We start from the raw sequence: 25,697 nt of genomic DNA, 5'->3' as shown, positions 1-25,697 counted from the left end.
TGTCCAAGATTACTTGACCAGTTCAAGCCCGCTCCCACAGGGGGGCGGTGGTGGGCCTTAGTCCACGCAGATCGCGCGGCCCAGTTGGCCTTTTTCTACGGTTGCCGAGCAGCCGAAATGTCCGTTGTCCACCTGGCATGCGCCGGTTACCGGGCCGTTGCCGGATTGGGTCGTCACGCTGGTCTGGCACTCGCCTTCGCACTGGCTGGAGTCGGTGCAGGCCTTGCCGGCGTCCTTGTACGGTGTAACGCACTTCCAGCTCTGCAGCTTGCCAACTTGCTTCATGGTGCCGCCGCCGGCCAGGCAGGCAGACGCGGTGGAATCCTGGGCGGGCGGTGTTGCAGAGCACGCCGATAGCAACAGCAGGGCGGCCAGGCCGATCATCAATTTCATGCAAAAGTCCTCGTGGAGTAAGCGCAACGGTGCAGTGTACGGGCAATTGGACTACTTTGAATGACGAGCGATCCCTCCCGGTACTGATCCATGCACACGTTATGGAAACGCTATGTGGCACTGCTGGAAAACGACCTGAGCACGCAAATCTTCGACAATGTGAAGAACCTGCTGGTGTGCGCACTGCTGTTTGCGGCGGGGACTAATACAGTGCTCGGTCAGCGTGACTTGTTTATCGGCGTGTTCGCCTCCAGCGTGGCCGGTTGGGGGCTGATCATCCTGTCGTCGCTGTTGTTGGTGCTGAACGTGAGCGACGGCATTCGCAGGCTTTCCAAACTGCGCTACCACCTCGTGCTGCAACTGCTGATGATCCTGGTTTACCTGGTGATTGCCGAACGCATGGTCGAGATAGTCTGGGGCTTCCGCGCGCATTGAAGTATCCTCCGCGGCCCGCTTCCCATTGATTCAAAGACAGATGACAGGACAAGACATGCAGGCGATGCTTTCGTCGATCCTCGACGAAGTGCGCCCACTGATCGGCCAGGGCAAAGTCGCCGACTACATCCCCGCCTTGGCCGATGTACCCGCCAACCAGCTTGGCATTGCGGTGTACGGCAACGACGGTTCGGCGTACTGCGCAGGCGATGCCGATACGCTGTTCTCGGTGCAGAGCATTTCCAAGATATTCAGCCTGGTACAGGCCATCGACCACGGCGGCGAAACCATCTGGGAGCGCCTGGGCCACGAGCCGTCGGGGCAGCCGTTCAACTCCATGGTGCAGCTGGAATTCGAACGCGGCCGCCCGCGCAATCCCTTCATCAACGCCGGTGCGCTGGTGATCTGTGACATCAACCAGTCGCGCTTCGCCGTGCCGATCCTGTCGATGCGCGATTTCGTGCGGCGCCTGTCGGGCAACCCGCAGATCCTGGTGAACAGCGTCGTCGCCGACTCCGAAGCCCAGCACGGCGCGCGCAATGCGGCCATGGCTTACCTGATGAAATCCTTCGGCAACTTCCATAACGACGTCGACGCGGTGCTGCACAGTTACTTCAACTACTGCGCGCTGCAGATGAGCTGCCTGGACTTGGCCAAGGCCTTCAGCTTCCTGGCCAACGAAGGCGTGAGTGCCCACAGCGGCGAACAGATCCTCACCGCGCGCCAGACCAAGCAAGTCAACTCGATCATGGCCACCAGCGGGCTGTACGACGAGGCGGGCAACTTTGCCTATCGCGTCGGCTTGCCGGGCAAGAGCGGCGTCGGCGGCGGGATCGTCGCGGTGGTGCCGGGGCAGTTCACGGTGTGCGTATGGTCGCCGGAGTTGAACGCGGCGGGGAACTCGCTGGCGGGGATGAAGGCGTTGGAGTTGTTGAGCGAGCGGATTGGTTGGTCGGTATTTTGAGGTTATAAAGGTGTTCCAGGCCGTTCCTGCGCTGCGTGGGAACGAGCATTTCTGCAGTGTCCAGATAGGAATCTTCATGGCTTACGAACTTCACATCGCCCGTGCCGACAGGCATGCAATTGCGCCTGAAGAGTGGCGCGCGTTGTGTGCCAGCGATCCAACCCTGGAGCTGCAGGACGAGGTGACCGGCATTAATCCCACTACCGGTGCGGTGATTTCCATGGGCGGAAATCAAACCGCCTACTGGACCTCTCCCACCACGCAGCAGGCTTACTATTTTGACTACCGGCGTGGTGAGATTGCCTTTGTGTACAGCGATGAAGCGATCGTGAAAGCCAAGGCTATTGCTCAATCGTTTGCCGCGACTATCAGGGGCGACGAGGGTGAGGCGTACTGACAGCCCTAGGCTTTGCGCGGCTTCATGAACAAATCCATCATCAAATACAGCGCGCCCACGGTGATTGCGATATCGGCAATATTGAACACGCCGGTATGGGCCGGCCCGACGTTCAGCACCATGTAATCAACCACGTGCCCGTCGCGAAAAACGCGGTCGATCAGGTTGGCGATGCCGCCGAGGGCGATGGCGTACAGCGGCAGGACTTTGCGCAGGGGCTGGTTCCAGTTCGAGAGGGACCACCACAGTGCCCAAGCCACTACGACAGCCACGCCGACGATGAAAATCAGCTGTTTGACCTGCGGCGGCAACGCGGCGCCCAGGCTGAGGAACGCGCCGGGATTCAGGCTCAATTCGAGTGCCAGGTTGATCGGGTTGGCGCCGATTTTGAAGCTGTGGGCGTGCAGTGAAACCAGGGCCAGCAGTTTGACGAGTTGGTCCACGGCAATAAAGGCGAGGCCGGCGAGGAGGGCGAAGGTGCGGCCTCGCAGTAGGGGCGACGTGCTCAAGCGGTAACTTCCTGTTTCAGGCTTTCGATAGAGCGCCCGAAGATAGCTCAGGCGCTGTATCGCGTCCATTGTCACGCCGCCGGATGGGCCACGCTCAGTGCCTTGTCGACCAGCAGTTGCACCCCTTCGAGCATGCGGCAGATGCCCAGCGCGACATTGCGTTGAGTCCCGTCGATCTCGAACGCCAGGTGAGCGGCGATGTCGCTGATGCAGGCCAGGTCCTGGGAGGCGTTGACCAGCAGGGTTTCGGTGCCCAGGTCGGCGCGCACGGTGAAGAGTCCGTCGCTGGATTCGGGCGTGGCGGGTTTTGGGTTGAGGTAGTGATCGATGGCGCGGTAGGCCACTTCGTGCAGGGTGCTGGTGTCGAAATCGGGATGGCTTGGGGGGTTGGGGCTGTCTTTAATCATGGCGTAGCTCCTTTATAAATGGAGCTGCCACGCTTCGCGGTCAAACGAAGGAGGGTGGCAGCGATACGCGGGTTGACCGACCGGCCAAAGGAGCAAAACCGGCATACCCGAAGGTATCCCGCGTACAGCTGCCGCGACACAATACATCAGACGTAGAAGTAACGCCGAAGATCGGTGTTGGCACAGTTGCTCTTTTGAAGTCGGACGGTCAAATCCGGCCGCTGAATTGGCAGCGACGACGAGAGGTTAGCCAGCACCTTGGCGAGCCACAACCTGAAAGCCTTGTCGGAAAAATCCGAGAGCCGCATGCGCGGGGCACCGTTTATCGGGGTTGGGCTGGAAACAGCGGGAGTGCTGCGCACTCCAACGCGGGGCAAGCCCGCTCACCACAAAAAAAAGGGGGGAGGCCTAGTTTTTGGGTTTTTTCGGGGGCTTTGACCCGGGGATAATCATGGCGACCTCTTGCTGGTAGCGTCGGTACCGCTCACCGAACAGCGTCACCAGGTCCTTTTCTTCAAAGCGTGCGCCGATGAAGATGTAAACCGTCATTCCGACCGCAAACAACAGATGCCCGGCGGTCATGTGTGGCGTTGCCCAAAAGGCCATCATGAAACCCAGGTACAGGGGGTGACGCACGAGCTTGTAAAACAGTGGCGTCGTAAACACCGGCGGCTGTGACGTGGGCTTGCGCCAACGGTCGATGGCCTGCTTGAGCCCGAACAGCTCAAAGTGGTTGATCAAAAAAGTTGACAGCAACGCGATGCCCCAGCCCAGCCAGAACAGGCCCATCAACAGGGCATCGGCCCAGGCGGCTTCAACCTTCCAGACACTCGCCGTAATGGGCTGCCACAGCCAGAATATCAACCCTAGCACCAGGCTGCTGAGCAGCACGTACGTGGAGCGTTCAACTGGCGCCGGGATGAACCCTGCCAGCCATTGCTTGAAACCCCGGCGCGCCATGACCGTGTGCTGGGCGCCGAACAGCATGATCAGCGCGGCATCGATCAACACGGCGGTCGGCCACTCACCGGGTGGGCCGTCGTTGATGTGCTTGGGCACCCCGATCTCGCCGACAAAGCCGATCAGGTACACGCAGATGCACAGGAATACGAGGTAGCAGCAGGCGCTGTACACCAGCCCGAGCATTCGGGCGGTGTGTGGAGGATGTTCGAGGTTCATGGATGTCCTTCTCACTCAGTTGATCGCCCGTAATCCCAGCAGGCCAGCCAATGCATCTGGACTAAGCCTAGCGAGTTTTGCGCGCGCGGCAACCTGTGAGAATTGACAGTCTGCAGTGTGCCTGGGAATAGGATTCAGCTGATATTGAGCCGGTCCAGCAGGCTGTACCACGCCACCCCCGCGCCAATGTAGAACCGCTGCAACCCGTGCATCGGCAAGCGTTGCAACGGTGTCACCGGGTAGGCGAACTCCGCGTGGCTGTCGCACAAGCGTGCGGCCAATTGCTGCCCCAGGCTGGTACACAGCGCGATGCCGCGACCATTGCAGCCCAACGCCAGCGTGAGCCCCGGCGCGGGTTGGTGCACGTGGGGCATGAAGTCGCGGGTGATTGCGATGCGCCCGGCCCAGCGGTACTCGAATTCCAGCGGGCCCAATTGCGGAAACAGCAGCGCCAGGGAGCGCTCCAGGTGGGCAAAATCGGCCGGTGATGTGGGATCGTTGAACAGCCCGCGCCCGCCCATCAATAAGCGTCCATGACTGTCTTTGCGATAGTACAGCAGCAGCCGTTGCGCGGTGGACACGGTTTCCTGTCCCGGCAGGATGCACTCTGCCGCGCGCCCACTCAGCGGCTTGGTGGCGACGATAAAACTGTTCGCCGCCAGGATGCTCTGCGCCATCCCCGGCCACAGGTTGCCGCTGTAGCCGTTGGTGGCCAGCACCACTTGATCGGCCGTGACCTGGGCCCCGCCAGCCGTCTGCAGTTGCCATCCGCCGCCCTGGCGCTGCAACCCTGTCACCGCACTGTGCCCATGAATGCGCACACCCGCCGCCAACGCCGCGCCGACCAGCCCACGGGCATACGCCAGCGGCTGAATCGCCCCGGCACGGCCGTCCAGCCAGCCGCCAGCGAACGCCTCGCTGCCCATGCGCGCGGCCACCGCTGCTGCATCCAGGCGCTGCACCGGCACGCCGCGTCGCGCCCATTGCTCGGCGCGTGCATGCAGCCCGGCCACGCCCTTTTGTGTGTACGACACCTGCATCCAGCCCTTGCGCACCGGCGCGCAATCAATGCCGTGCTTGTCGATCAACCTGAACACCAGGTCCGCCGAATTCGACACCGTCGAGATCAGTGGCTCGGCGCGCTCCGGTCCGAACATCTGCACCAGTTGCTCCGGGTCGTATTTGAGTGTCGGATTGACCTGCCCGCCGTTGCGCCCCGAGGCGCCCCAGCCCGGCTCGTTAGCCTCCAGCACGCACACACTGACCCCGCGCTCGGCCAAGTGCAGCGCCGTCGACAGGCCGGTATAGCCCGCCCCGACAATCGCCACGTCGACCTTCAGCGACTCCGCCAGCGCGGGCGTTGGCAGCACGGACGGCGCCGTCGCCGACCACAACGACTTCATGACAGGCTCCTTGCAGTGCCGGTGGGGTGCAGCACGCGCCGCAGAAAGTCCTGGGTGCGCGCGTGCTGCGGGTCGCCCAGCACCTGCTCCGCCGGGCCGCTCTCGACGATGTAGCCGCCATGCAGGAAACACACGCGGTCGGCCACTTCGCGGGCAAAGCCCATCTCGTGGGTGACCACGATCATGGTCATGCCTTCGTCGGCCAGGGTGCGCATCACCGCCAGCACATCGCCGACCAGTTCCGGGTCGAGGGCCGAGGTGGGTTCGTCGAACAGCATGGCTTCGGGTTTCATCGCCAGGGCGCGGGCGATGGCCACGCGCTGCTGCTGACCGCCGGAGAGTTGTTCCGGGTAGGCGTCGGCCTTGGCACTCAGGCCGACTTTTTCCAGCAGCACCAGGGCTTCCTCGCGCGCTTGCCCAGGTGACTCGCCCTTGACGTACACCGGGCCCTCCATCACGTTTTCCAGCACCGTGCGGTGCGGGAACAGGTTGAAGCGCTGGAACACCATGCCCATGCGGCTGCGCAGGGCGTGCACGGTCTTGCTGCCGCGCTGCACGGTTTCACCGAACACGCTGATCGTGCCGCCGTCATAGGCTTCCAGTGCATTGATGCAGCGCAGCAGGGTGGATTTGCCCGAGCCCGAGGGGCCGATCAGGCACACCACTTCGCCCTTGGCCACGTCGAGGTCGACGCCGTGCAATACGCGGTGGCTGCCGTAATGTTTTTGCAGCTGACGAATCTCGATCATGCTTTTTTCCTCCGGCCCAGGTGCTGCTCCATACGGCGCAGGCCATACACCAGCGGCAGGCTCATCAGCAGGTAGAGCAGGGCGACCAGGGTGTAGACGGTCATGTTCTGGAAGGTCGACGAGGCGATCAGTTGGCCCTGGCGGGTCATCTCGGCGACGGTGATGGTCGACACCAGGGACGAGTCCTTGAGCATCATCACCAGGGTGTTGCCGTAGGGCGGCAAGGCAATGCGAAACGCCTGCGGCAGGATCACCCGGCGCATCATCAACGCCGAGCGCATGCCCAGGGCTTCGGCGGCTTCGCGCTGGCCCTGTTCGACCGCAATGATGCCGGTGCGAAAGTTCTCGGCCTGGTACGCCGAATAGGCGATGCCCATGCCGATCACCCCGGCGTAGAACGCCGTGAGGTGCACGCCCATGTCCGGCAGGACGAAGTAGATGTAGAACAGCTGCACGATGATCGGCAGGCCACGGATCACGTTGATGATGGTGCTCGCCGACCACGACAGCGCGCGGATCGGCGACAGCTTGAGCAACGCCAGCACCAGGCCGATGGCGCTGCTGAGCAGGAACGACAGCACGGTGATCTGGATCGTCACCCAGGCGCCCTGCAGCAGAATCGGCAGGAAATCCTGGGCGTTCTGCAGGAACTCAGCCAGGTTCATGGGCGCACCTGGGTATCAAGTCCCCACTTCTTGAGGATGCTGTCCAGGGTGCCGTCGGCCTTGATGCTGGCGATGGCAGTGTTCAGGCGTTCGAGGGTTTGTGCGTCGCCCTTGCGCACTACCAGGCAGACCTCGCCGACGTTGACCGGTTGGTAGTCGGCGGCGAGTTTCACGCCTTTGAACAGCTTCTGGCGGATCTGGTACGCCACCACCGGCTGGTCGCCAACGGCGGCCTTGATGCGGCCCAGGGACAGGTCGCGGACCATCTCGCCAATCGAGTCGTAGGTGCGGATTTCCTTGAAGATGCCGAGCTTGTTCAGTTGATCGTAAAAGATCGTGCCGGCCTGCACGCCGACGACCTGGTCCTTCAACGGGGTGAGGTCGGGGTAGGCGGTGTTGTCCTCGGCGTTGATGATCAAGCCTTCACCGTAGGCATACACCGGGGCGCTGAAATCGACGACCTTGGTGCGTTCTTCGGTCTTGAGCATGCCGGCGGAGATGAAGTCGAGCTTGCCGGAGGTGAGGGAGGGGATCAGCGCGGCGAAGTTGGTCTGTTCGATCTGGCTGGTGAAGCCGCCGGCCTTGCCGACGGCTTCAGCCACGTCGACCATCACCCCCTGGATGCTGTTGCTCTTGATATCGAGGAAGGTGAACGGCGAACCACTGGCCGTTGCACCGACTTTGTACGTGGACGCACTTTCTGCGTGCGCGGCGCTGACGCAGAGCGTGGCGCACACGGCGAAGGCGAGGCGGCGAAACACGGGCGAAAGACTGTTCATCGGGTTACTCCAAAAGGAAAACGGAAAGTCAGTAGCGCAAGCGGCTGCCGATGAAACCGCAAGCTCTGTGCCATTTCGATTGGAGTAAATCGAATATCGCCACGTAAATTCGACAAAATGAACTTGTCGTATCGATATGCGATATTTTGTGGTCTATTTTTGCGATTTAGGGTAGAAATATCGCCACGCCTGATCGTCCTGACCGCGAGTCTGCCATGTCCGAAGAACGCAACAGTTTGCACAACCAATCCCTGGAAAAAGGCCTGTCGGTGCTCAAGGCATTCAGCGCCCAGCGCCGCAGCATGAGCCTTGCAGAGGTGGCCGAGGCCGCCGGCATGACCAAAAGCTCGGCCCAGCGCATGGTGTTTACCCTTGAAAGCCTGGGTTACCTTCGGAAACACTCGCGCACCCGGCATTACCAACTCACCCCGCGCGTGCTGGAGTTGGGCTTCAGTTACCTGGACGCGCATTCGCTGATCGAAGTGGCCAACCCGTTCCTGTCCGAACTGACGCGGCTGACCGGCGAAACCTCCTGCCTGACCGAGCCTGCGGGCTACGACATGACCTATATCGCGCGGTTCGTCAGCGCGGGTTTTGTGCCGGTGCACATGCCGATCGGCTCGCGGGTGCCGATGTACTGCACGGCGTCGGGGCGCGCGTATTTGAGCGCGTTGCCTACGGATGAAGCGTTGGCGCTGATCGAGCACAGCCAGCGCATTGCGCACACCAGCCAGACATTGACCGAGGTCGACAGGATCCTGGAGTCGTTGCAGCAGGTGCGTGAGCAGGGCTATGCGGTCAATGCCCAGGAGCTGTTCCTCGGCGACATGACCATCGGCGCACCGGTGCTGGGCGCGAATGGCCGGCCAGTGGCGGCGGTGCATGTGGTGGCGCCGACCAGTCGCTGGAGTCGGGCGGATGCGGAGAAGCAGTTGGCGCCGGCGTTGTTGCAGTGCTCCAGGGCGTTGAGTAACTCGGCGCGCAATCTTGAATAGATAAACTATCGAACAAACCACACGATCAGTGTGGGAGCTGGCTTGCCTGCGATAGCGGTGGGTCAGTTAGCCCATACGGTTCTGACCCACCGCTATCGCAGGCAAGCCAGCTCCCACATTTGATTTTCATTGTGTTGGAGGTTTGGGTTGGCCCCAACAAAAAATGCGCCCCTTGGGGCGCATTTTTTGTTCGGTCAGCCATCGCCTATCAGGCAATCGCATCCCAAGCCCGATCACCGTGCTCGTCTTTGATCCGAGTCGGCAGGCCCATCACGTCCAGCGCCTTGAGGAACGGCTCAGCCGGCAGTTCCTCGACGTTGGCCATGCGTTGCACATCCCATTCACCACGGGCTACCAGCAGCGCAGCAGCGACCGGAGGCACGCCTGCGGTGTAGGAGATGCCCTGGCTGTCGGTCTCGGCGAAGGCTTCTTCGTGATCCGCCACGTTGTAGATGAACACCTCGTGCGGCTGGCCGTTCCTGGTGCCCTTGACCAGGTCGCCGATGCAGGTCTTGCCGGTGTAGCCAGGCGCCAGCGACGACGGGTCGGGCAGTACGGCCTTGACCAGTTTCAACGGCACGACTTCCAGGCCTTCGGCAGTGGTAACCGGCTTTTCGGAGAGCAGGCCGAGGTTTTTCAGCACGGTGAACACGTTGATGTAGTGTTCGCCGAAGCTCATCCAGAACCGCACGTTGGGCACGTCGAGGTTTTTCGACAGCGAGTGCACTTCATCGTGGCCGGTCAGATAGAGGTTCTGCGAGCCGACTACCGGCAGGTCGTCGGTGCGCTTGACTTCGAACATGGTGTTGCTGGTCCACTGGCTGTTCTGCCAGCTCCACACCTGTCCGGTGAATTCGCGGAAGTTGATTTCCGGATCGAAATTGGTGGCGAAGTATTTGCCATGGGAGCCGGCATTGACGTCGAGAATGTCGATCGAATCAATGCGGTCGAAATGCTGTTGCTGCGCCAGCGCGGCGTACGCGTTGACGACACCCGGGTCGAAGCCCACGCCAAGGATGGCGGTGATGTTCTTCTGTTTGCACTCTTCCAGGTGGTTCCATTCGTAGTTGCCGTACCACGGCGGGGTCTCGCAGACCTTGCCCGGCTCTTCGTGGATGGCGGTGTCGAGGTATGCGACGCCCGTGTCGATGCAGGCACGCAGGACCGACATGTTGAGGAACGCGGAACCCACGTTGATGACGATCTGCGATTGTGTCTCGCGGATCAGGGCCTTGGTCGCTTCCACGTCCAAAGCGTTCAGCGCGAAGGCCTGGATGTCGGCGGGTACCTTGAGGCTACCCTTGGCCTTGACGCTGTCGATGATGGCCTGGCATTTGGAGATGTTGCGCGACGCGATAGCAATACGACCGAGTTCGTCGTTGTGCTGCGCGCACTTGTGGGCCACCACCTTGGCGACACCTCCTGCACCAATGATAAGAACGTTCTTTTTCAATTGCTTTATCTCTCCTTTATCCGCCAGCTTACGAAAGGCTGGACAGGTAGTCGTCGTAACCAAATTCACGAACCACTTCGACTGTACCGTCGAGTTGTTTCACTACGATGGACGGCATTTTCAGGCCGTTGAACCAGTTTTTCTTGACCATGGTGTAGCCCGCGGTGTCGATGAACGACAGCCGATCGCCGATGGCCAGCGGACGATCAAATTGGTACTCGCCGAAGATGTCCCCGGCCAGGCAGGATTTGCCGCACACCATGTAGGTGTGTTCACCCTCGCTCGGTGCCAGCTTGGCGTTGAGGCGGTAGATCAGCAGGTCCAGCAGGTGCGCTTCGATGGAGCTGTCGACCACGGCCAGGTGTTTGCCGTTGTAGAGGGTGTCGAGCACGGTCACTTCCAGCGAGGCGCTGTTGGTGATCGCCGCTTCGCCGGGTTCCAGGTAGACCTGCACGCCGTACTTCTCGGAGAACGCCTTCAGGCGCGCGCAGAACGCGTCCAGCGCATAGCCTTCACCGGTGAAGTGGATGCCGCCGCCGAGGCTGACCCACTTGACCTTGTGCAGCAGCGCGCCGAAGCGTTCTTCGATGGTGCCGAGCATTTTGTCGAACAGGCTGAAGTCGCCGTTCTCGCAGTTGTTGTGGAACATGAAGCCTGAGATCTGCTCGATCACGCCTTCGATCTTCTCCGGGTCCCATTCGCCCAGGCGGCTGAACGGGCGCGCCGGGTCGGCCAGCAGGTAGTCGGAGCTGCTCACCTGCGGGTTGACGCGCAGGCCACGGGTCTTGCCCTCACTGCGTTCGGCAAAACGCTGCAGCTGGCTGATCGAGTTGAAGATGATCTTGTCGCAGTTATCCAGCATCTCTTCGATTTCATCGTCGGCCCAGGCCACGCTGTAGGCGTGCGCCTCGCCTTCGAACTTCTGGCGACCGAGCTTGAGCTCATACAGCGACGACGAGGTGGTGCCGTCCATGTATTGCTGCATCAGGTCGAACACCGACCAGGTGGCAAAGCACTTGAGCGCCAGCAGGGCCTTGGCGCCGGACTGTTCGCGCACGTAAGCGATCTTCTGCATGTTGACCAGAAGCTTCTGTTTATCGATGAGGTAGTACGGCGTTTTGATCATTTTTGAGAGCCTGCGGCGGTGCCTGCCAAAAAAGGACACGCATTGTGCCCGCACTTGGATCAGATCGAAAGGTTAGTGGGCGGATTTTGCTGCGCCGCCTTTAATCTGGCCTGCGAATATGACAGCTCGTGAGGATGATGAACGGTCATGGTGATTGAACCAGGCTGGGGCGACGAGAGGTGAGAATGGACGCATGGACATTGCACTGGCTGGAGGCTTCGGGCGGCCTGGCCGAGTTTCGTCAGGCATTGACGGGAGAATTCGACATCGCTTGTCAGGCGATTTCCCGATACCTGCCTGCACAGGACCTCCTGGCGATCGCACTCGACAAAGGATTGCTCCACACCCCCCTGTAGGAGCCGGCAAGCTGGCTCCTGCAGGTTATCGGTGACATCAAACTGTCATCTGCCCACCATGTGACTGCCATATTCCCTCGCTACTGTCCTCGCCAATGAGATCGATCTCAAGCGAGTGACGATGACTGACCTGAAAGACGTTGCGCGGTTGGCCGGGGTATCCCGTGCCACTGCCGCCCGCACCTTTGCTTCCCCCGACCAGGTGCGCCCGACCACCCGCGAGCAAGTGTTTGCCGCCGCCCGCGAGTTGGGCTTTCGCCCCAATCTGCTCGGCCGCCAGTTGCGGCTGCAAACCACCCAATTGATTGGCGTGGTGGTGCCCAACCTGCTCAACCCGGTGTTCGCCGAGCAGTTCCAGGCCATGGAGCGTGCGGCGCGGTTGCGCGGCTACAGCCTGGTGCTCGCCACCACGGACTACGACAGCGAGCGCGAAAGCAGCGTGGTCGAAGAGTTGCTGCGCCAGCGCGTCGACGGCCTGGTGCTGACGGTGACCGACGCCGAAAGCAACACCGTCCTCAGCAGCCTGAACAGCGAAAAAACCCCGTTCGTGCTCGCCTACCACCAACCGGGCAACCCCAATTACAGCGCCGTGTCGGTCGACAACCGTGCGGGCATGGCCCTGGCTACCCGTTACTTGCTGGAAGCCGGTCACCGGCGCATCAGCATGGTCGCCGGGCCCGCGTTGCAGTCGGACCGGGCCCGGCTGCGTTATGCGGGCTACTGCGATGCGATGAGCGAATACGGACTGGCCAGCCGGCCGGTGATCGAAATGCAGGCCCACACCCAGGCCGAATTCGCCGCTATCGAAGCCTGCCTGCAAGGGCCCCAGGCGCCGACTGCGCTGGTGTGTTCCAACGATTTCCTGGCCATCAGCCTGATCGCCGAACTGCGCCGCAATGCCTGGCAGGTGCCGCAGCAACTGTCGGTCGTGGGCTTTGACGGCATCGCCCTCGGCACCCAGATGCACCCGACCCTGTGCAGCGTGGTGCAGCCCATCGCACTGCTCGCCAGCACGGTGATTGATCAACTGCTGGCGCAGATCGCCGGTAACGACCCGATATCCCACTGCCTGCCTTGCCATATCCGGCCGGGCGACAGCACTCAACCCCATGAGGAGAGCTTCGATGCGCGCATTGCGTAAAACCCTGGCAGCCGTGCTGCTCTGCGGTATGGCCGGCCTGGCCCAGGCCGCCGACACCGCAATTTGCTACAACTGCCCACCGGACTGGGCCGACTGGGGCACCCAACTCAAGGCCATCGCGGCCGACACCGGCGTGCAGGTGCCGCTCGACAACAAGAACTCCGGCCAGTCCCTGGCGCAACTGGTGGCCGAGAAGGCCGCCCCCGTGGCGGACGTGGTGTATTACGGCGTGACCTTCGGCCTGCAGGCGCAAAAGGCCGGCGTGGTCGACGGCTACAAACCCAAGGGCTGGGAGCAGATTCCCGCCGGCCTCAAGGACCCGGACGGCCACTGGTTCGCGATCCACTCCGGCACCTTGGGCATCATGGTCAACGTCGACGCGCTCGGTGGCTTGCCGGTGCCGCACAGCTGGGCCGACTTGCTCAAGCCTGAATACAAAGGCATGGTCGGCTACCTGGACCCGTCCAGCGCCTTCGTCGGTTACGTCTCTGCCGTGGCGATCAACCGCGCAATGGGCGGCGACCTGGACAACTTCGCCCCGGCCATCGACTACTTCCAGAAACTGGCGAAAAACGCGCCCATCGTACCCAAGCAAACCGCGTACGCGCGGGTGCTCTCCGGTGAGTTGCCGATCCTGGTGGACTACGACTTCAACGCCTACCGCGCGCGCTACAAAGACAACGCCAACGTGGCCTTCGTGATCCCCACGGAAGGCAGCATCAGCGTGCCCTACGTGATGAGCCTGGTGGCCAACGCGCCGCACCGCGCCAATGCGCAAAAGGTCCTCGACTTCGTGCTGTCCGACGCCGGCCAGGCACTGTGGGCCAAGGCTTATCTGCGCCCGGTGCGCCCGCTGAAAATGCCTGCCGACGTCGCCGCGCAATTCCTGCCCGACAGCGACTACGCCCGCGCCGGCGTGGTCGACTACGAAAAAATGGCCGCCGTGCAGGAAGCCTTCGCCGCCCGTTACCTGAACGAGGTCAAGTAAGTGGCAGCATCGGCAAAACATGCGGCCTGGGCGCTGGCCCCGGCCTGTGCGGTACTGCTCGCGTTCTGGCTGTTGCCGCTGGCGCACCTGATGCTGCTCGGCGCCGAGAGCCGCGACAGCCTCGGCAGCGGTTACTGGCAGGTACTCAGCAGTGCGCAATACCTGGGCAGCCTGGGGCAGACGCTGGTGCTGGCGGTCGTAGTGACACTGGTCGCGCTGTTGATCGGCGGCATCAGCGGGGTGTTCCTCGCGCGCCAGCAGTTCTTCGGGCGTTCGGCCCTGGTCGCGCTGCTGACCTTTCCCTTGGCGTTTCCAGGAGTGGTGGTGGGGTTCCTAGTGATCCTATTGGCGGGGCGCCAGGGCCTGCTGGCCTCCCTCGGCCTGCAACTGGCGGGTGAGCGCTGGATCTTTGCCTACTCGCTGGCCGGGCTATTTGTCGGCTACCTGTACTTCTCGATTCCACGGGTGATCCTCACGGTGATGGCCGCGTGCGAAAGCCTCGACCGCAGCCTGGAAGAAGCCGCGCATTCGCTGGGGGCAGGGCACTGGCGCGTGGTCTGCGACGTGATCGTGCCCGGCCTGGCGCCGGCTTTGGCCTCGTGCGGGGCGATCTGCTTCGCCACCTCCATGGGCGCCTTCGGCACCGCGTTTACCTTGGGCACGCGCCTGAATGTGACCCCGGTGGCGATCTACAACGTGTTCACCAACTACGCCAACTTTGCCGTCGCCGCCGCGTTGTCGGTGGTGCTGGGTGCGCTGACCTGGGCGGTCTTGCTGCTCACGCGCCGGCTGGTGAAAAATGCGGGGACGGTCCTGTGAGGCGCTCATCGCTGTTTGTGATTCAACTGCTGTTCACCTTGCTGGTGTGCGCCTTCATGTTGGTGCCGGTGCTGATGTCATTGCTCGCCGGGCTCACGCGCAATTTCTTTGTGGGGCTGTCCAGTGGCTTGACCTTCGACTGGTTGATCCAGGTGTGGCAAGCCTATTCGCCGACGGTGTGGCTGTCGTTGCAACTGGCGCTGGCGTGCGCGGTGTGCGTCTGCGTGATCGGCGTGCCGGCGGCCTATGCCCTGGTGCGCATGAACAACCGCTTCAGCCGTGCCTTCGAAGAGTTGATGGTGCTGCCGGTGGCGATGCCGGGGTTGGCCAGTGCGCTGGCCTTGCTGCTGACCTACGGCCAGTTCGGCACGTTCCGCAGCAGCTGGTTGTTCATCCTCGTCGGGCATGTGCTGTTCACCTTGCCGTTCCTCGTGCGCCCGGTGATGGCGGTGATGCAGCGCCAGCACTTGCCGCTGTTGGAAGAGGCGGCGGCGAGCTTGGGCGCCGGGCCGATCAAGCGCTTTTTCAGCGTGGTGGTGCCCAACTGCCGCGCGGGAATCCTCGCCGGTGTGCTGATGGTGGTGACCTTGTCCCTGGGTGAATTCAACCTGACCTGGATGCTCCACACACCGATGACCAAGACCCTGCCGGTGGGCCTGGCCGACAGCTACGCCTCGGCGCGCCTGGAAATCGCCAGCGCCTACACCCTTATCTTTTTGCTGATGATCGTGCCGCTGTTGATTGCGCTGCAGGCCATCAGCGCGCGTTTGTCCCGTGGAGAACGTCGATGACTGCTATCACTATTCGCCTGCAAGGCTGTCGCAAGGCGTTCGCCGACGGCACCGTGGCCGTGCATGACTTGAACCTGACCGTCGAAGGCGGCGAAACCCTGGCTATTCTCGGCCCGTCCGGTTGCGGCAAGACCACCACGTTGCGCCTGATCGCCGGCCTCGAACGTCCGGATGTCGGCCAGGTGTTGTTCGGCGACCAGGACGTGACCCGCCTGCCCATCGAGCGTCGCGACGTGGGCATGGTCTTCCAGAATTACGCGCTGTTCCCCAACCTGGATGTCGCCGGCAACATCGTCTACGGCCTGAAGATTCGCGGCGTGTCGGCGTCCGAACGCAACAAGCGCTGCGACGAGTTGCTGGAACTGGTGGGCTTGCAGCACCACGGCAAGCGCAGCATCCACGAGTTGTCCGGCGGCCAGCGCCAGCGCGTGGCCCTGGCCCGTGCATTGGCACCGCGCCCGAAAGTGCTGTTGCTCGATGAGCCGCTGGCGGCCCTCGATGCGCAATTGCGTGAGCGCCTGCGCAGCGAGTTGGATCAACTGCTGCGGGGCCTGGGGATCACCTCGGTGTTCGTCACCCACGACCAGGGTGAAGCCATGGCGCTGGGTGATCGCATCCTGGTAATGGAACACGGCCGCGTGGCGCAGTTGGGCAGCCCGCGGGATATCTACCAGAAACCGGCCAACGCGTTCGTCGCCGGATTCGTCGGCAACCTGAATGCGTTCTCGGTGCTCGAAGCCTCGCCCCTGGGCCTGAAAGTCTGCGGCGGCGAATTGCCGTGGCAGGCGGCCAACCTGCCCGGCACGGTGTACTGCCGCCCTGAACACCTGCGCGTGATGGACGGCGAGGGGCACCTGCACGGCCATCTGCTGGCGCAGTTTTTCCAGGGCGCGCAAAGCCGCCTGCTGGTGGATGTGGGCGGTCCGCAACCGTTGCTGGTCGACAGCAGCGACAACCAGCTCTACGCCGTGGGCGCGTCGATTGCCCTGGCGGTCACACCGCACATGTTGTTCACCTTGAACGCCTGAGAACTTATGTCCAATCGTGCCTTTGTTGTTGCGCAGATCAGCGATCTGCACCTTAAAGCCGGCCAGCGCCTCACCTATGGCGTGGTCGATACCCTCGGTGCGCTGCGCCGCGCCGTCGATCATCTGAACGCCAGCCACCCACGGCCCGATATCGTGGTGGTCAGCGGTGACCTGGTGGACTTCGGCCGCGCGGATGAGTACGCGGTGCTGCACCCTGAACTGGCGCGCCTGCACATGCCGGTCTACCTGGTGCCGGGCAACCATGATGCGCGCGGGCCGATGCTCGATGCGTTCCGTGATCACGCCTATTTGCCGGCCTCGGCCGAGGGGCCGCTGGACTGGGTGGTGGACGCGCATCCACTGCGCCTGATCGGCCTCGACTCGACCATTCCGGGCGGCCACGGCGGGCAGTTGCTGGACAGCCAATTGCAGTGGCTCGACGAGCAGCTGGCACTGCGCCCCGACGCGCCCACGCTGCTGATCCTGCATCACCCGCCGTTTATCAGCGGCATCGGGCATATGGACCGTGAGCCCTTCATCAATGCGGCGGCTTTGGAAGCAGTCGTGGCCCGCCATCCGCAAGTGGAGCGCCTATTGTGTGGGCACCTGCACCGGCCGATGCAGCGGCGTTTCGGCGGCAGCATGAGTTGCGTGTGTCCCGGCACTTCGCACCAGATCGTGCTGGACTTGCAAGATACCGCGCCGGCGCATTTCAACCTGGAGCCGGCGGGGTACTTGCTGCATCGCTGGGATGCGCAACAGGGGTTGATCAGCCACAACGGCGTGTTCGGGGAGTATCCGGGGCCGTACCCGTTTTATGACGCGAATGGGTTGATTGATTGAAGCATCGGGCTTTCCATGGCGGGGGCGGGCGCTGCTGCGCACCTCAGCGGTAGCAGGCTCCCTCGCCACGGTCCAGAACGGCGCTCAGGCCACGCGGTTTCTGCCTGAACCCTTGGCCTCGTACAAGCGCATGTCCGCGCGTTTGAGCAGCGCCAGGGAGTCGCGGTCCGAGGGTTCGGCCACACCGACGCCGATGCTCACCGTCACGTGGCCGACTGTCGGGAACACGGCGGCTTCCACAGCCGCGCGGATTTTTTCGGCGACCACTTCGGGGCTGTCCGGCTCCTCGACTTCGGGCAGCAGCACGGCGAACTCCTCACCGCCGTAGCGCGCGACGAAGTCGGTGGCGCGGGTGGTGTTTTCGATCAGCGCCGCGAGCTGGCACAGCACGTCATCACCGATGGCGTGGCCGTAGGTGTCGTTGACGCGCTTGAAGTAGTCGGCGTCGATCAGCAGCAGCGCGAAGGTACGCCCGGTGCGCTGGAACAGCAGGCTGTTCTCGGCCAGTTTTTCATCGAAGCGACGCCGGTTGAACACGCCGGTCAGGGCGTCGTGGGTCGCCAGTTTGAGCAGGTCGGCGTTGGCCTGGGTGAGGTCGGCGGTGCGTTGGGCCACGGTGGCTTCCAGGGAGGCGTTGGCTTCTTGCAGTTCGCGTTCCTTGGAGAGCAATGATTGCGTCATGCCGGTGAGGGAGCGACCCAGTTGGGCGATTTCCAGCACGGGGTGGTCCTGAGGGAAGACCGCGCCGGGCTGGTGGTTCTGCACCTGTTTGGCCGATTTGGCCAGGCGCTCGATCGGGCGGCTGAGGGAGGAGGCCAGGAAGTAGGCGGCGAGCACAAACACGACCGCAGCCAGCAAGCCCAGCACCAGCAATTTGTAGAGCAGGGTGCGCGCCGGTTCCAGCGCTACATCCAGCGGTTGGCGCACCATGATGTACCAGGTCATTTTCGCGTTGGACGGGCTCGGCACGGCGATGGAGGCGGTGACGTAGCCATTGCCGGTCGACCAGCCGGACGCGCTGCGCAACTGGTCTTGCGGCATTTGCTCGCCGGCCAGCAACTCCGGGTAGAGCACCTTGCCATCGAAGTCGACGATCAGCGCCTCGATCTGGGGGATCGCATCTTTTTGCATCACGGCCGAATCGACGATTTGTGTGACCCAGCGCCAGTGCGCATGAGCGCCCAGCACGCCGATGGTTTCGCCTTGTGCGTTGCGAATCGGCGCGGCAAAGTCGATAAAGCGCAACGGCTCGCCACTCGGCGAACCCGGCAACAGCTTGGCCAGCAGCACCGCCTCGTGAGGATCACCGGTGTACTCGCCGCGCATGCCGGCCTGGAACCACGGGCGCTGCTGCACCGACTGATTGACCAACAACCCGTTGACCGCCTGGCGCACTTGACCGTTGGCGTCGGCCACGCCCATCCAAGCGTATTCGGCGCGCGACTGGGTGCGCAGCTCCATCAAGGTCAGGATGTCCGGCGCGTCCAGGTCGCCCTTGCGCATGATCGGCGCCTTGCTCAGCAGCGAAACTTCCAACTGGCGTTCACGCAATTGCACCGCCAGCAGCGCCGCCGTCGAGCGGGCCGTGCTCAACAGGGCGTTGCCGCTGGCCTGTTTCATCTGTTCGGTGGCGATATGGCCGACATAGACCCCCACGCTCAATAACGTGAGTAACGACAAACCGGCAAACCACAGGGTCAGGTGACTACGCAGACTGGCTTTGATCATGGGGGGCTTTCGTCGACTGGGCGTTATTACAGGGTAGGCGTAATACCACAGAGCGTGCCAGCACTTGGGACCACAAACGTTCAAGAAGCACGCCAGGGCGGCTCAGTAGACTCGCTTCACTTCTTCTATTGCAGGTTCCCGATGGATATTTTCCTCTACGCCTTCAGCGTCATGTACAGCCCAGGTCCGGTGAATTTCATGGGCCTGAATGCCGGGCTCACCGGCCAGTTCCGGCGCTCTACCGGGTTTTTCATCGGCGTTGGTTGCGCGATGCTGTTGTTGTTCGTGCTGTTTGGCTACACCGGCGAAGCGCTCATTTCCCCGGCGGTGCTGCCGTACATCTCGTTGATTGGCGGGGTGTACACGTTGTACCTCGCCTATCAGGTGTTCAACGCGCGCACCGAAGTTGAAGAGTCCGCAAACCCTGCGACCAGGACCCTCACGTTCTGGAATGGCCTGGTGATCCAGTTGCTCAACCCGAAGGGCATCATGGCAGTGTTGCCGATCACCAGTGTGATGTTGCCGGCGGCGCACATTACCGGGGCATCCATCGCCGGGGTCTCGGCATTGCTGGCGTTCGGGGCGTTTGGTGCGCCGTGGGTGTATGCGCTGCTGGGCGCGGTGCTGGGGCGGCGCATCAATGGGGCGTCGGCCTTCACGCTGTTCAACCGGAGCATGGGCGTGGCGCTGGCGGTGTGCGCGTATTTCATGTTTCACGCGTTCTATGTGCATTTGGTTTCAACGTGAGAATACATCTGGTACTGACCCACCGCCTTCGCAGGCAAGCCAGCTCCCACATTAGGCTGTGTTGAGTCATAGGTATTTGAGTTCGGCCGGGTCGGGGGGCTTGGCTTGTGTGCGTCAACTGCATACCTGACTGACTGGGCGCGATCAAAAATGTGGGAGCTGGCTTGCCTGCGAAAGCGGCGTGTCAGTGAATACATCTGGTGCTGACCCACCCCTTTCGCAGGCAAGCCAGCTCCCACATTAGGCTGTGTTGAGTCAGAGGTATTTGAGTCCGGCCAGGTCGGGGCGTGGTGGCCTGTGTGCGTCCACCACACATCTGGCTGGCTGAATGGGGTCAAAAATGTGGGAGCTGGCTTGCCTGCGAAAGCGGCGTGTCAGTGGATGCATCTGGTGCTGACCCACCGCCTTCGCAGGCAAGCCAGCTCCCACATTAGTTCGTGTTGGGTCAGATGTATTGGAGTCCGGCCAGCTCCTACACTCGGCCGTGTTGAGTCAAAGGTACTTGAGCCAAGCCAAATCCCGCCGCCGGGCTTTCAGTCTGGCGAACCAACGCACTGGCACGTACAACGCCACAGGCAGCACTAACGCGACCAGCCAGATGGCGCCGATGCTGTCTGCGCCGAAATAGCTGCCCTGGTTGAGCCCGAACAGCGCCACACCGAGGACATAGAGCATTTTCAGCACATAAAGATGCAGCAAGTAGAAGAACATCGGCGCCGCGCCGAAGGTGGCGAGGACGCCGATCCAGCGTTTTTGTCCGGCACGTTCAAACGCCAGTAACAGCAGCAACCCGAGCTCCAGGGTCAGCGCCAGAAACAATAGCGAAGGCGGGTACTTGGTGACGTTGAAAAAGCTCATCAGCGTCCGCACACCGTCGTCATAGGCCTGCCAGGGTTTCTCGCCATAGCCATTGGCCGCGCGCGCCACTACGAATCCCAGCAACGCCGCCACACCGCTCAGCAACAGGTAGCGCTGGCGCAGCGCCGGCTGCAGGGTATTCGCGAACCACGGGCCGAGGCCGTAGCCGAGGGCAATCACGCCGATCCACGGCAGAACCGGATACGTGATCCGCAGGCGCAACGCGTCGCCAACCTCGATCCAACCGCGCTCATGCAGAATCGCCCAGGCGTTTTGCAGCGCCGACCCCGGCGTGAAGTGCAGGCCATCGAGCAGGTTGTGCCCGGCGATGATCACCAGGGCCACCGCGATCAGCAACGGACGCGGCAGCCACACCAGTGCGGCGAGGGCGAGCATGCTCACGCCGATGGCCCAGATCACTTGCATATAGATCACGCTGGGCGGCAGTTGGAAGGTCCACGCGAAGTTGACCAGGGTGAACTCCAGCACCACCAGGAACAGCCCGCGCTTGAACAGGAACGCCGACACATCGCGCCGGCCCTGGTACTTCTGGCCGTACAGCCATGCGGATAAACCCGTGAGCAGCACAAACACCGGTGCACACAGGTGGGCGAGGGTGCGGCTCACAAACAACGCGGGTTCGGTGCTGTCGATGTTCATCGGGTCGCTGACCTGGCGGTGCAGCAGGAAGGTTTCGCGCACGTGGTCGAGCAGCATGAACAGGATGACCAGGCCGCGCAGGGCGTCGATGGCCAGCAGGCGTGAGCGTTGGGGAACAGCGTCGGTCATGGGCGGCATCACAGGGCAGGCGGGCGAGGAGCGTTATCCTATAACATTAATTTGCGCGTTGCCGTGCTTCGTCGTGCAGATTAGAATGCGATCAATTCTTAATTACTCCTTGGCCCCGCGCCGGTGACTCGCATGTCGTCCCCCCTTAATCTGCCTATCCAGGACCTGTACTGCGAACACCACGGATGGTTGTACCGCTGGCTCGACCGCAAGCTGGGCAACGCCAGCGACGCGGCCGACCTGGCCCACGATACCTTCATGCGCCTGCTCACCCGCCAGCCCGGCAACGGTTTTGGCAGCGAGCCGCGTGCGTTGCTCACGCATATCGCCAAGGGCCTGATGATCGACAGTTGGCGCCGCCAGGAAGTCGAGCGCGCCTACCTTGAGACCATTGCCCACCTGCCCGAGCAGGAAGTGCCGTCGCCGGAAACCCGCTGGCTGATCCTCGAAGCGCTGTACCGCATCGAAGCCATGCTGCGCGACCTGCCCGACAACACCCGCCAGGCCTTCCTGATGTCGCAGATCGACGGCTTGACCTACGCGCAGATCGCCGAGCACCTGCAGGTGTCGCTGGTGTCGGTCAAGCGCTACATGCGCGATGCATTTCTCGCCTGCTTGAGCGTGGCATGAGCCCGTCAATCGACCCGCTGATCCTCGGCGAGGCCGCTGACTGGATGGTGCAGTTGCAGTCCGGCAGCGCCACCGACGAGGATCGCCGCGCCATCGCCCAATGGCAGTGCCGCAGCGCGCAGCACGCCCAGGCTTGGCAGCGGGCGGAAGCGATCCTCGGCGACTTCAACAGCGTGCCCGGCGCGATTGCCGGCGACACCCTCAAGCGCATCGGCCGCAAGAAAGCGCTGGGTCGGCGCCAGGCCCTCGGGCTGTTGCTGCTGGCGGGGCCGGCGAGCTGGCTGGCCTGGCAGCACAAGCCCTGGCAGGCCTGGACCGCCGACCAGCACACCGCCATCGGCGAGCAGCGCAACCTCACGTTGCCGGATGGCACGCGCCTGCTGATCAACACTGCCAGCTCGCTGAATATCGTCTTTACCGATCAGGTGCGGCGCATCGAATTGCTGCAAGGCGAAGTGCTGATTACCACCGCCAAGGACCCGGCGCCGACGCACCGTCCGTTCAGCGTGCAGACCCGCCACGGCAGCGCGCGGGCGCTGGGGACGCATTTCAGTGTGCGGGTCGGGGAGCAGAGCAGCCGCGTGGCGGTGATCGACGGCGCAGTGGAAATGCTGCCGCTGCATGCCAGCCGGGGGCTGATCCTCAAGGCCGGTGAACAGAGCGCGTTCGGCAGTGACAGCGTGGCGGCGGTGGCGCCGCTGGAGGTGGGCGCAATGACCTGGGAAAACGGCATGTTGCTGGCCCAGCAGATGCGCCTGGCGGATTTGCTCGAGGAGCTGGGCCGCTACCGGCAGGGCGTGTTGCGCTGTCACGCCAGTGTGGCCGGGTTGAGCGTGTCCGGCGCGTTCCCGCTGCGCGACACCGATGCCAGCCTGCGCCTGTTGCAGGACACGTTGCCGGTCAAGGTCAGCAGCCTGACCGGTTACTGGGTCACTGTTGAGCCACGCTGAAACTTTTTTGCCTGTTCGCTGACACCTTTTTCGTTGTCGTGCGGTGTAGGGGAGAACCCTCAACTTTGCACCGCGCCGACAGGAATGCCCATGACCTTCACATCGCACCCCATCCGCCCCTTGCAGGCCTTGAGCCTGGCCGTCGCGCTCGCGGCCATCGCACCGCTGCACAGCGCCGTGGCCGCCGAGCCGGCAAGCAGCGCGGCGCGCAGCTACAACCTCGGCGCCGGGCCGTTGGGCAATGTGCTGGCGCAGTTTGCGGCGTTGTCCGGCGTGCCGTTGTCGTTCGACTCCAAGCTGCTCAATGACCAGCACAGCGCAGGCCTGCAAGGCAGTTACACCGCGCAGTCGGGCTTTATGCAGTTGCTGCAGGGCAGCGGCTATACCCTGCAGAGCACCGGCGCGAATGGCTACACCGTGGTGCCCCAGGCCAGCGGCGATGCGGTGGAGCTGGGCGCTACCACCATCAGCGGCGAGGGCGGGGCGCAGGCGGACACCTACGGCGGTGGCCAGGTCGCGCGTTCGGCACGGCTGGGCGTGTTGGGCAATCGTTCGATCAATGATGTGCCGTTCAGCGTGGTCAGCTACACCGCCAAGACTATCGCCGACCAGCAGGCGCGCACCGTGGGCGATGTGCTGCTCAATGATGCGTCGGTGCGCCAGTCTTCCGGGTTCGGCAACTTCTCCCAGGTGTTCACCATCCGTGGCTTGCCGTTGAACACCGATGACATTGCCTTCAATGGCCTGTACGGCGTGCTGCCGCGGCAAATCATCACCACCGAGGCGCTGGAGCGCGTCGAGCTGTTCAAGGGCCCCAACGCCTTCGTCAACGGCGTGTCGCCGGCTGGCAGCGGCATTGGCGGCAGCGTCAACCTGGTGCCCAAGCGCGCCGAAGACATCGCCACGCGCAGCGTCACCCTCGACACCACCACCGATGGCCAGGCCGGCGGCCACCTCGACGTGGGCCAGCGCTTTGGTGAAGACAACCGCTTCGGCGCGCGGGTCAACCTGGCCCGGCATGGCGGCGATACTGCCATCGAGGATGAATTCAAAAGCTCGCAACTGGTGGCCGTGGCCCTGGATTACCGGGGTGATCGCCTGCGCCTGTCCACCGACTTCGGCTACCAGAAAGAACGCATCAACAATGGCCGCTCGGTGGTGTACCCCAATGGCACCAAAGTGCCGAAGGCGCCTTCGGCCAAGGACAACTATGCGCAGGACTGGAGCTGGTCGGAGCTGGAAGACACCTACGGCATGTTCAATGCCGAGTACGACCTGACTGAAAACTGGAGCGCCTATGTCGGCGGCGGTGCCAAGCACACGCGCGAGAATGGCCAGTATTCATCGTTGTACGTGGGCAACGACGGCAGCGGCCGCGTCGGCTTCCTGTACTCGCCCCATGATGAAGACAACAAGAGCGCCATGGCCGGCCTCAACGGGCATTTCAACACCGGGCCGGTGACCCATCAGGTCAATCTCGGGTTGTCTGGCATCTGGGGTGAGCAGCGTTCGGCGTTCGAGGCGATCCTGCAGGCCAACCGTCGGCCGGGCAATCTGTACAACCCGACCCAGGTGCCTCGCCCGACCGTCACTAACTTCGGCAGCGACATTCACGACCCGCGTGTCGTCGGCAAGAACCGTATCAAGAGCGCCGCCGTTTCGGACACGTTCGGCTTTATCGACGACCGCGTGCTGTTGACCGTCGGCGTGCGTCGCCAGACCATCGAAGTGGATGGCTGGAACACCACCAGCGGCGCACGCACGGCGAACTATGGCGAGTCCATCACCACGCCGGTGTATGGGCTGGTCGTCAAGCCGTGGGAGCACGTGTCGTTGTATGCCAACCGGATCGAAGGGCTGGCCCAGGGGCCCACGGTGCCGACGGCGGTCGACATCACCAACAGCGGCGACGTGTTCCCGCCGAGTCGCAGCAAACAGACCGAGGCCGGGGTAAAGCTCGATTGGGACAACTACGGTGCGACCCTCGGTGTCTACCGCATCGAACAGCCCAACAGCGCGACCAACAACAACCCCAACAGTGTGACGCCGCAGTTCCCCAACGGCACCCGCACGTTCAATGTCGACGGCGAGCAAATCAACAAAGGCGTCGAGTTGAACGTGTTCGGCGAGCCCATCGACGGCCTGCGCCTGCTGGCGGGTGCCACGTGGATGCACACTGAATTGCAGAACACCTCCAACGGCGCCACCGATGGCAACCGCGCCGCCGGCGTGCCGCGCTTCCAGTTCAACCTGGGTGCCGACTGGGACATCCCGGGCCTCCAGGGCGCCGCCGTCAACGCACGGCTGCTGCGCACCGGCGGGGAATACGTCAACGCCACCAACACCCTGAACATCCCGGCCTGGACCCGCGTCGACCTCGGCGCCCGCTATGGCTTCAAGGCTGACGACAAGTACATCACCCTGCGCGCCAACGTCGAGAACGTGGCGAACAAGGCGTACTGGGCGTCGGCATCGACGGCCAACAACTACCTGACCCAGGGCGAGCCGCGCACGATCAAGCTGTCGGCCACGCTGGACTTCTAAGCGCCCACTACGGTCCACTGTAGGTGCCGGC

At 62.9% G+C, this 25,697-nt stretch carries 27 protein-coding genes; 15 read left to right on the top strand and 12 right to left on the bottom strand.

Annotated features, from left to right (window positions below; all coding sequences use genetic code 11):
- Window positions 1–57: 57 nt before the first annotated feature.
- Window positions 58–393, bottom strand: a complete 336-nt coding sequence (locus JFU04_RS17160; protein WP_065907552.1) for a hypothetical protein — start codon at window positions 391–393, stop codon at window positions 58–60.
- 90 nt (window positions 394–483) lie between these two features.
- Between JFU04_RS17160 and JFU04_RS17155 the strand changes: the two genes are divergently transcribed.
- The 3 genes from JFU04_RS17155 to JFU04_RS17145 all read left to right on the top strand — a co-directional run bounded on the left by JFU04_RS17155 (window position 484) and on the right by JFU04_RS17145 (window position 2,189).
- A complete protein-coding gene (locus JFU04_RS17155) occupies window positions 484–828 on the top strand; it encodes a hypothetical protein (RefSeq protein ID WP_065907561.1) in 345 nt (114 codons plus the stop codon).
- A gap of 55 nt (window positions 829–883) precedes the next feature.
- On the top strand, window positions 884–1,792 hold the full coding sequence (gene glsB / locus JFU04_RS17150) for a glutaminase B (protein WP_201145097.1): 909 nt from the start codon (window positions 884–886) through the stop codon (window positions 1,790–1,792).
- A gap of 76 nt (window positions 1,793–1,868) precedes the next feature.
- Window positions 1,869–2,189 carry a hypothetical protein gene (locus JFU04_RS17145; RefSeq protein ID WP_201145095.1) on the top strand — a complete coding sequence of 107 codons (321 nt, stop codon included), beginning with the start codon at window positions 1,869–1,871 and terminating at the stop codon, window positions 2,187–2,189.
- Between the two features lie 5 nt (window positions 2,190–2,194).
- On the opposite strand, the gene JFU04_RS17140 is transcribed toward JFU04_RS17145, so the two are convergent.
- From JFU04_RS17140 to JFU04_RS17110, 7 genes are all read right to left on the bottom strand, one after another.
- Window positions 2,195–2,698, bottom strand: coding sequence for a signal peptidase II (locus JFU04_RS17140; protein ID WP_201145093.1), 504 nt, complete (start codon window positions 2,696–2,698; stop codon window positions 2,195–2,197).
- A gap of 71 nt (window positions 2,699–2,769) precedes the next feature.
- Window positions 2,770–3,105 carry a DUF6124 family protein gene (locus JFU04_RS17135; protein WP_065907566.1) on the bottom strand — a complete coding sequence of 112 codons (336 nt, stop codon included), beginning with the start codon at window positions 3,103–3,105 and terminating at the stop codon, window positions 2,770–2,772.
- Between the two features lie 408 nt (window positions 3,106–3,513).
- A complete protein-coding gene (mddA, locus tag JFU04_RS17130; protein WP_201145091.1) occupies window positions 3,514–4,284 on the bottom strand; it encodes a methanethiol S-methyltransferase in 771 nt (256 codons plus the stop codon).
- 134 nt (window positions 4,285–4,418) lie between these two features.
- Entirely contained in the window at window positions 4,419–5,687 is a 1,269-nt protein-coding gene (locus JFU04_RS17125) for an NAD(P)/FAD-dependent oxidoreductase (RefSeq protein ID WP_201145089.1), read from the bottom strand.
- Window positions 5,684–6,436 carry an amino acid ABC transporter ATP-binding protein gene (locus JFU04_RS17120; protein ID WP_065907571.1) on the bottom strand — a complete coding sequence of 251 codons (753 nt, stop codon included), beginning with the start codon at window positions 6,434–6,436 and terminating at the stop codon, window positions 5,684–5,686. Before JFU04_RS17120 ends, JFU04_RS17125 begins: the two co-directional genes overlap by 4 nt.
- Entirely contained in the window at window positions 6,433–7,101 is a 669-nt protein-coding gene (locus tag JFU04_RS17115) for an amino acid ABC transporter permease (protein WP_201145087.1), read from the bottom strand. Before JFU04_RS17115 ends, JFU04_RS17120 begins: the two co-directional genes overlap by 4 nt.
- Window positions 7,098–7,880, bottom strand: coding sequence for an ABC transporter substrate-binding protein (locus tag JFU04_RS17110; protein ID WP_065907574.1), 783 nt, complete (start codon window positions 7,878–7,880; stop codon window positions 7,098–7,100). The genes JFU04_RS17115 and JFU04_RS17110 overlap by 4 nt, the downstream gene beginning before the upstream one ends.
- Window positions 7,881–8,095: 215 nt before the next feature.
- Between JFU04_RS17110 and JFU04_RS17105 the strand changes: the two genes are divergently transcribed.
- Window positions 8,096–8,875, top strand: a complete 780-nt coding sequence (locus JFU04_RS17105; protein WP_065907576.1) for an IclR family transcriptional regulator — start codon at window positions 8,096–8,098, stop codon at window positions 8,873–8,875.
- 208 nt (window positions 8,876–9,083) lie between these two features.
- Here the strand turns inward: JFU04_RS17105 and JFU04_RS17100 are convergent, their stop codons facing one another.
- On the bottom strand, window positions 9,084–10,328 hold the full coding sequence (locus JFU04_RS17100) for a saccharopine dehydrogenase family protein (RefSeq protein WP_065907580.1): 1,245 nt from the start codon (window positions 10,326–10,328) through the stop codon (window positions 9,084–9,086).
- Between the two features lie 28 nt (window positions 10,329–10,356).
- The gene (locus JFU04_RS17095; protein WP_106803504.1) at window positions 10,357–11,454 is read right to left on the bottom strand and encodes a carboxynorspermidine decarboxylase; all 1,098 of its coding nucleotides are present in this window, start codon (window positions 11,452–11,454) and stop codon (window positions 10,357–10,359) included.
- Between the two features lie 185 nt (window positions 11,455–11,639).
- Here JFU04_RS17095 and JFU04_RS17090 point away from each other — a divergent pair, with 185 nt between their 5' ends.
- The 7 genes from JFU04_RS17090 to JFU04_RS17060 all read left to right on the top strand — a co-directional run bounded on the left by JFU04_RS17090 (window position 11,640) and on the right by JFU04_RS17060 (window position 17,420).
- Complete coding sequence (locus JFU04_RS17090) at window positions 11,640–11,810, top strand: hypothetical protein (RefSeq protein ID WP_201145085.1); 171 nt, start codon at window positions 11,640–11,642, stop codon at window positions 11,808–11,810.
- 121 nt (window positions 11,811–11,931) lie between these two features.
- A complete protein-coding gene (locus JFU04_RS17085; protein WP_201145083.1) occupies window positions 11,932–12,951 on the top strand; it encodes a LacI family DNA-binding transcriptional regulator in 1,020 nt (339 codons plus the stop codon).
- Window positions 12,935–13,939: an ABC transporter substrate-binding protein gene (locus tag JFU04_RS17080; RefSeq protein WP_201145081.1), complete on the top strand. Its 1,005-nt coding sequence runs from the start codon at window positions 12,935–12,937 to the stop codon at window positions 13,937–13,939. Before JFU04_RS17085 ends, JFU04_RS17080 begins: the two co-directional genes overlap by 17 nt.
- Entirely contained in the window at window positions 13,940–14,758 is an 819-nt protein-coding gene (locus JFU04_RS17075) for an ABC transporter permease (RefSeq protein ID WP_120448920.1), read from the top strand. It abuts the gene before it with no gap.
- The gene (locus JFU04_RS17070; RefSeq protein ID WP_201145079.1) at window positions 14,755–15,549 is read left to right on the top strand and encodes an ABC transporter permease subunit; all 795 of its coding nucleotides are present in this window, start codon (window positions 14,755–14,757) and stop codon (window positions 15,547–15,549) included. Before JFU04_RS17075 ends, JFU04_RS17070 begins: the two co-directional genes overlap by 4 nt.
- A complete protein-coding gene (locus JFU04_RS17065; RefSeq protein ID WP_201145077.1) occupies window positions 15,546–16,577 on the top strand; it encodes an ABC transporter ATP-binding protein in 1,032 nt (343 codons plus the stop codon). Before JFU04_RS17070 ends, JFU04_RS17065 begins: the two co-directional genes overlap by 4 nt.
- Before the next feature lie 6 nt (window positions 16,578–16,583).
- Window positions 16,584–17,420, top strand: a complete 837-nt coding sequence (locus JFU04_RS17060) for a phosphodiesterase (protein WP_120448917.1) — start codon at window positions 16,584–16,586, stop codon at window positions 17,418–17,420.
- A gap of 84 nt (window positions 17,421–17,504) precedes the next feature.
- Here the strand turns inward: JFU04_RS17060 and JFU04_RS17055 are convergent, their stop codons facing one another.
- Window positions 17,505–19,148 carry a sensor domain-containing diguanylate cyclase gene (locus JFU04_RS17055; protein ID WP_201145075.1) on the bottom strand — a complete coding sequence of 548 codons (1,644 nt, stop codon included), beginning with the start codon at window positions 19,146–19,148 and terminating at the stop codon, window positions 17,505–17,507.
- Between the two features lie 141 nt (window positions 19,149–19,289).
- Between JFU04_RS17055 and JFU04_RS17050 the strand changes: the two genes are divergently transcribed.
- Entirely contained in the window at window positions 19,290–19,895 is a 606-nt protein-coding gene (locus JFU04_RS17050) for a LysE family translocator (protein ID WP_065907594.1), read from the top strand.
- 492 nt (window positions 19,896–20,387) lie between these two features.
- Here the strand turns inward: JFU04_RS17050 and JFU04_RS17045 are convergent, their stop codons facing one another.
- The gene (locus tag JFU04_RS17045; protein WP_201145074.1) at window positions 20,388–21,542 is read right to left on the bottom strand and encodes a DUF1624 domain-containing protein; all 1,155 of its coding nucleotides are present in this window, start codon (window positions 21,540–21,542) and stop codon (window positions 20,388–20,390) included.
- A 132-nt stretch (window positions 21,543–21,674) separates the two neighbouring features.
- Here JFU04_RS17045 and JFU04_RS17040 point away from each other — a divergent pair, with 132 nt between their 5' ends.
- From JFU04_RS17040 to JFU04_RS17030, 3 genes are all read left to right on the top strand, one after another.
- Window positions 21,675–22,172 (top strand): sigma-70 family RNA polymerase sigma factor, encoded by a 498-nt coding sequence (locus JFU04_RS17040; RefSeq protein ID WP_106803512.1) that lies wholly within the window; start codon window positions 21,675–21,677, stop codon window positions 22,170–22,172.
- Window positions 22,169–23,122: a FecR domain-containing protein gene (locus tag JFU04_RS17035; RefSeq protein ID WP_201145072.1), complete on the top strand. Its 954-nt coding sequence runs from the start codon at window positions 22,169–22,171 to the stop codon at window positions 23,120–23,122. Before JFU04_RS17040 ends, JFU04_RS17035 begins: the two co-directional genes overlap by 4 nt.
- 90 nt (window positions 23,123–23,212) lie before the next feature.
- Window positions 23,213–25,666, top strand: coding sequence for a TonB-dependent receptor (locus tag JFU04_RS17030; RefSeq protein ID WP_201145070.1), 2,454 nt, complete (start codon window positions 23,213–23,215; stop codon window positions 25,664–25,666).
- The last annotated feature ends 31 nt before the right edge of the window (window positions 25,667–25,697 follow it).

This window comes from Pseudomonas sp. TH21, assembly GCF_016651025.1.
GTDB classification, from domain to species: domain Bacteria; phylum Pseudomonadota; class Gammaproteobacteria; order Pseudomonadales; family Pseudomonadaceae; genus Aquipseudomonas; species Aquipseudomonas aylmerensis.
Note: the sequence above shows the minus strand (reverse complement) of the source record. Positions and strands in the feature narration are given on the sequence as shown.